Below are 5833 nucleotides of genomic sequence, written 5' to 3'. Positions count from 1 at the left end.
ATCAAACTCTCCAAATTGGTATTTAGAAAGAGCGATTGCTCATTTTGAAACATCTGACGAGAATAAAATATTCTCTATTTTTGGATCTCACTTGCGTGAAATCCCACTCACTCGTTGTTCAGTTTTCAAAGATCAAGCTCGTCGTCGGCGCCGATTATCTCGTCACCAGCAACTCTTATAATATATCACGTTCGGCCGAGTAATGCAAGCTCTTTTTTTCAACTTCTTATCGAGCTCGGCGTTGATGTTTCTTGGCCGGAATAAGAATATACCATGTACAGAGTTTCATTGCAAGCATTTATTTTCAATGATCTTTAATTTACTCTAGTAGCCCAGTAGATCGCTAAATATATCCCACTGTACAACCTTTCTCCATAGTCGGCATCCTTACAGTATGATACCCATTTCCCGCTTAATCATTCCTGTTTGGAATGAGACGCTACGTCCGCCGCGATACATGCGGAGGCTCAATGGAAAATGGTATAGAAGGCTCCACTGGCCTTGGAATACTCACTAGCGCGCTCCAACAAAGCCAAGCAGTAGGCGATTCACGAATGGGATGGAAACCTCTGAATTGGAAGAGATATAGAACTCCCTCACTTATCGAGGGTAATAATGTTTGATATTAAGTGAGCGTGTATCAGATTTACACACCGAACTTTTAAAGATCCCCCGGCGGGGAATCACCGGGGGATCTTTTTGACATATATAGTTAAGCTCTTAGATGAATACCGAATGTGGCAATCTCGCAAGGTCCGAGTTCCAGCTGATGCTGGGTATCTCCTGAAAGCGGCAACGGAGCCGTTCTCTCTTCTAATATGCTTGTGCGGTACAGATGTTCATGAGGAAGTGACAATTGTAGATCTAATTGCGCGTGTGACCCGCTCATGTTATACCAGCGAAGCAGAAGGTCTCCGGTAGTTTCATTCATTTTTATAGAGGAAAATGCGGCTTCTGTGCCTTTCCAGCTCAAAGGTGAATAGCCCGAAGCGATTGTCCCGGTATGGATCCCCGTCTGGAAGATGGTCCATGGAACCTGGAATTGGTATGCTTCGGCGTACGCGCCTGAAGTGATGCCATCTCCACTATGCGGAATCAGCATTAGCTGCGCGGTATGCTCGCCAATGCATTGTGCCTCCGGTGTCGGGAACCAGCCCCAGTCGCCCAATTCGCCTACACTGCGAAGCAGGGTAACGGCAATCGTATTGCGTCCGTCCCGCAGCACTTCATATTCATTCAGACCGAGATTAGCTACAGTCATGCCAGCCTCAGCACTGCTCACATCCACAAAAGACTGTTGATGCTGGGTATTGCTTGGATTTTGCCATTCTACCGCTGGCTCGTTCTCCCGCTTGGCAATTTCGAACATAGAATCGGCATGATGCACGGAAGTCTGCAGATCCGTAGGGAAGAGCATACGAACACGGTGATCTTTGGCGACATTGTTGATCGTGGATTCAATGTGTACTCCCTTACCTTTACGTTCCAGCGAAATGACAGTACGCAGCTCGAGAATCACGGTGTCACTGCTGCGCTGAGCTATACGCTCCGGATAATATACCAGTGCAAGCTGCTCCTCTTTCAAAGTGGCGTCTGCCGAAGCTGGAATCTCCCACTTATGCTTAATCTCAACAGAAGCCCGGTAAGGAGTATCTTCAAGAACAGCAATTGCAGCATTCAGCCCTTTAGTAGTCAAAGGAATCTCGCCATCCGGCTGTCTGTACATGTATTCATTGCCGATGTCCCCGGTATTCTCATAGATGCCCAGATCACGGTAAAGCACACCGCTCTGCTTGTGATGCAGGCTGAAAGAGCCATCCCCGGCAACTTCGACACGGATTGCTTCATTCTCCAGGACATGCTCACCGCTAATAAGTGAGGCCTTCTTGGGATCTGCTGCTTCCTGACTTGCTGCCCATGCATAAGCACGTAGTCCGAGTGCAGGAACATCCGCTGCTTCGAAGGTGATTTTTACTCTACGGCACATGAACGGCTGACGAAACTTGTCGTCCGGCAGATCGTAGCCGAATTCCAGGCCCAGATCCTCCACGGTGCAAGCCAACACGTTACCGCTGTCATTCAGCAATACTCGGCCAGAGAGATTGAATTCCTTCATTCTGCGGGAGGTCTCCTCCAGGCCGAAACCTTCGCGAAGGTATAAACGGGCAGCGTCCAGTTCGACACTGACAGTCCCTGTTCGGCTCCAGCCTGTCGTGTTCATCACCACAAAAGGAACAGCTTGCATATCTTCCGGGGTGTCTTCAAAAACAGAGGTATCTACAGCATCTGCGATAACTCTGGCGCTGTCTTCTATGATACTTTCTGCTACGTGACGGCTTTTATCAAAACGGGTCACCATCTCGCGGTGCACCTCGTCCACGCTGCAGCCGCAGATGCTGTCGTGCGGATGGTTCTGCATCAGCGTCTTCCAGGCGTAAGTGAACAGATGATGCGGATAGTCTTTGCCGGCAAGCCCCGCAATAGAAGCTAGAGGCTCAGCTACTTTTTCAAGAAGAGTCTGGCCCTTCTGATTCATCTGCTTCAAATACACACGTGCCGAAGCAGTATTTACCAGTGTGCCCCAACCGTCGGTCCGCTGGCTGCGCAGCTCCCCTGTAACCGCTGAAAGTTCACGTCCACCCTGCTCCAGATCGGCATTCAGCGCATCCAGGTAATCCGGGAAGTTGGAATGAACGAACTCCACCTCGGGATATAGCGCCTGCGCGGTGGCAATCGCCTCCGGCAAATCCAGCTGAAGCGGCTGATGGTCGCAGCCATTCATGAACAGGAGCTCACCAGTGGAGGCATATTTTTCGGCATCAGACAGCTTACGGTCCCAGAATTCACGCGCATCAGCCTCGTCCGCCGGAACTTCATTCCCATTGGAATACCAGTTGGCGAAGAGGATGCCAAGGATGCGGGAGCCGTCCGGCCCTTCCCAGATCAGCTCAGAGAACGAAGACTCATAGCCGCCGTCGGATACGGTATTGTTGAAGCCGGTGGGCTTCACTCCTCTGCCGAAAAAGGCATTCTTAATGCCGGACTGGAGCATGAGCTGGGGCGTCTGGCCGACGAGACCGAAGGTATCAGGGAAATAGCCGATTTTGGACGGTTCTCCGTATTTCAACGCATCCTGATGGCCGATCTGCATATTGCGCACGTTCGCCTCACCGCTCGTAAGGAAAGCATCCTGCAAAATGTACCACGGACCAATCAGAATCCGGCCATCCCGGATATGCTGCTCCAGCCTGGTCTTGTTCTCCGGGCGGACCTGCAGATAATCCTCCAGAATAATCGTCTGGCCATCCAGATAAAAGCTGCGGAAGGCCGTACTGTTATCCAATTTATCGAGCAGCGCATCCACCAGCTGTACCAGACGGACATGATGCTTCTCGTAAGGCAAATACCATTCCCGGTCCCAGTGGGTATGGGAAACGATATGCGCTGTTTTTTTCTTCGTCATGACTCCCATCTCTCCCTTAAATCTTGCTCAATGTATTGTAATTGCAGTTTCTCCCGCTCTGTACACGGATGTCAGCTGCCCCTGCTTGTCGGCGGCAAACAGTATGGAGCGTTCTTTCTCCAGCCGGAAGCTGTAGCTCATGCCGGCCTGCGGGCCTTGGATTTCAACGTCAGCATCCCAGGCGTATTCGGATACGAAAATATATAGTATACCTTCGGCAAAGCCAAGCTTGCACCCGTAGACACCTGGCAAGTCTCCCCTGTTAAACCACTACAGCTCCGCAGGACACGGGAAAGGTTCTATCGCCAAGCTTCATCTGTTCCCGCGCCGCACATTGCTTAGCTCACACGTGCCGGGAATTTCTCCTAGGCGGTCGGACGGCTGCCAGTAAGAGTTGAGTCCGAACGCTCCTATCACTACAAGTTCACTGGTCCAGTGCGTTCTATAAAAGCAATCAACTGTTCCTTAATGCTATTCCTCAATCTCCAACGGGTACTCCTTCATATATTTAAGCAACTCATCCACGGTGGTAAAGGCAAGGCCCGTAACCGTATCCGCACACCCGTAGTAGATGGCAATCCGTCCTGTCGCGGAATCGGTCAAGGCCGCGCAAGGGAAGGTCACATTAGGCACATCTCCCACACATTCGTACAACATTTCCGGCCCCAGAATATAATTGCGCGAACGGGCTTTCACTTTCCAGGGCTGATCCAGATCCAGAAGCGCACAGCCCATGCGGTAGACAAATCCATTACATGTGTTGATTACGCCGTGATAGATGAGCAGCCAGCCCTCGCTCGTTTCGATCGGAATCGGACCGGGGCCAATCTTCTTGGACTGCCAGGCGGAAGCATCTCCATTCACCGTGCCCATCACATAGCGGTGCTTGCCCCAGAAGGTAAGGTCCGGGCTTTCGCTGTAGAAAATATCTCCAAACGGAGTATGCCCGGTATCACTTGGACGGCTAAGCATGGCATAATGCCCGTTGATCTTCCGCGGGAACAGCACGCCGTTGCGGTTATACGGCAGAAAGGCGTTCTCCAGTTGATGGAAGGTTTGAAAATCGGTGGTGTACGCGAGTCCGATGGTCGGCCCGTGATAGCCGTTGCACCAGGAAATATAGTAACGGTCATCAATCTTGCAGACCCGGGGATCATAGCGGTATTCCCGTGTAATGACCTCTTCATCCCCTTGGAAGACAATCGGTTCATGCTGGATGGTCCAGTTCACGCCGTCCTCGCTGAAGCCTGCAAAGATATCCATGCTGACCGATTTCGAATCGCAGCGGAAGACGCCGGCGAACCCCTCCCCAAAAGGGACGACCGCCGAATTAAACACACTGTTGGAATTCGGGATGGCATCCCGGTGAATAATCGGATTGGCCGAATATCTCCATACAGGTGCGCCGGTGGCTGCCGGTTTCTCCTCCCAAGGGATATTTGACAGATTTTCTCCAATAATCGTACTCATGTTTATGTCTCCTTTTCATCTAAAAAAGTACTTTACTCCATCTTGTCATCCGTATTCGAAATCACTTAGAGAATTCCTTCCTGCATCGCCCGCCAGATCAGTTGAGAGAACAGGCTGTTCGACCAGGCGAACCAGCTGCGGGTGAACACGGAGGGGTCGTCCGCATGGAAGCCTTCGTGCATGAAGCCGGTATCGGCGTCTGTGGCTTCCAGCATGCTAATCACCGCCAGCTTCTCTTCCGTGGTGTCCGCCGTGATCCCTTGCATCGACAAGGCCATGTGCCAGATATAGTTCTTCGGTGTATGCGGACTGCCGATGCCTTTGGCTGCTGTTCCTTCATAATAGAACGGATTTTCTGTACTGAGCGCAAACCGTCTGGTGTTCTGATACACCGGATCATCATTCTTCAAATAGCCCAGGTACGGAATGGAGATCAGCCCCGGAGTGCCGGCATCATCCATCAGGCAGTAATTGCCGAAGCCATCGGTCTCGTAAGCGTATATCGGCCCGAATTCGGGATGGCGGTAAATCCCGTACAGCTTGATGCCATGATCCACCTCGAACTCCAGCGCCTTCAACTCGGCCAGCAGATCCATGTCCCGGAAGACCCACTCGGCGAATTCCTGCATCTGCCGCAGGGCGACAACGGCAAACATATTGCCGGGAATGTTGTAGTGGAAATCGCAGGCATCGTCACTGGAACGGAACCCGGACCAGATCATCCCGGTATAGTTCACCGGCATGCCAAGTCCGTTATTTCGCAACGAGTCTTCTGGAATGCCGTTGTTGCGGGTGAAGCGGTACGGCGACTGCTCGAAGTGATGCTGCTCTTTTTTGAACACCTCGATAATGGTACGCAGGGCAGACTTGAACTCCGCATCGAAGAAGTCGGTAAGCCCA

Annotated in this window: 5 protein-coding genes; 1 reads left to right on the top strand and 4 read right to left on the bottom strand. The window is 51.6% G+C overall.

The window, feature by feature from the left end:
- Positions 1-181 (top strand): hypothetical protein (locus A3849_RS33420; protein ID WP_218619251.1); only part of this gene is annotated, 181 nt, incomplete at its 5' end.
- A 531-nt stretch (positions 182-712) separates the two neighbouring features.
- Here the strand turns inward: A3849_RS33420 and A3849_RS30085 are convergent.
- From A3849_RS30085 to A3849_RS30070, 4 genes are all read right to left on the bottom strand, one after another.
- Positions 713-3463 (bottom strand): alpha-mannosidase, encoded by a 2751-nt coding sequence (locus A3849_RS30085; protein WP_074114742.1) that lies wholly within the window; start codon positions 3461-3463, stop codon positions 713-715.
- Positions 3464-3490: 27 nt separating this feature from the next.
- The gene (locus tag A3849_RS30080; protein ID WP_074114741.1) at positions 3491-3715 is read right to left on the bottom strand and encodes a hypothetical protein; all 225 of its coding nucleotides are present in this window, start codon (positions 3713-3715) and stop codon (positions 3491-3493) included.
- Between the two features lie 219 nt (positions 3716-3934).
- On the bottom strand, positions 3935-4933 hold the full coding sequence (locus A3849_RS30075) for a glycoside hydrolase family 130 protein (protein ID WP_074114740.1): 999 nt from the start codon (positions 4931-4933) through the stop codon (positions 3935-3937).
- 65 nt (positions 4934-4998) lie between these two features.
- Positions 4999-5833: glycoside hydrolase family 125 protein (locus A3849_RS30070; RefSeq protein WP_143191943.1), on the bottom strand; the 835-nt coding region annotated here is incomplete at its 5' end.

The sequence above is a fragment of the Paenibacillus sp. P46E genome, from assembly GCF_001909095.1.
Classification (GTDB): Bacteria; Bacillota; Bacilli; order Paenibacillales; family Paenibacillaceae; genus Paenibacillus_AQ; species Paenibacillus_AQ helianthi.
The sequence above is the reverse complement of the archived record's forward strand: the minus strand, read 5'-3'. Positions and strand labels throughout refer to the sequence as shown.

Coding starts and splice junctions, on each gene's coding strand:
- A3849_RS30075 (WP_074114740.1), bottom strand. CDS start 4,933: ATGAGTACGATTATTGGAGAAAATCTGTCAAATATCCCTTGGGAGGAG.
- A3849_RS30085 (WP_074114742.1), bottom strand. CDS start 3,463: ATGACGAAGAAAAAAACAGCGCATATCGTTTCCCATACCCACTGGGAC.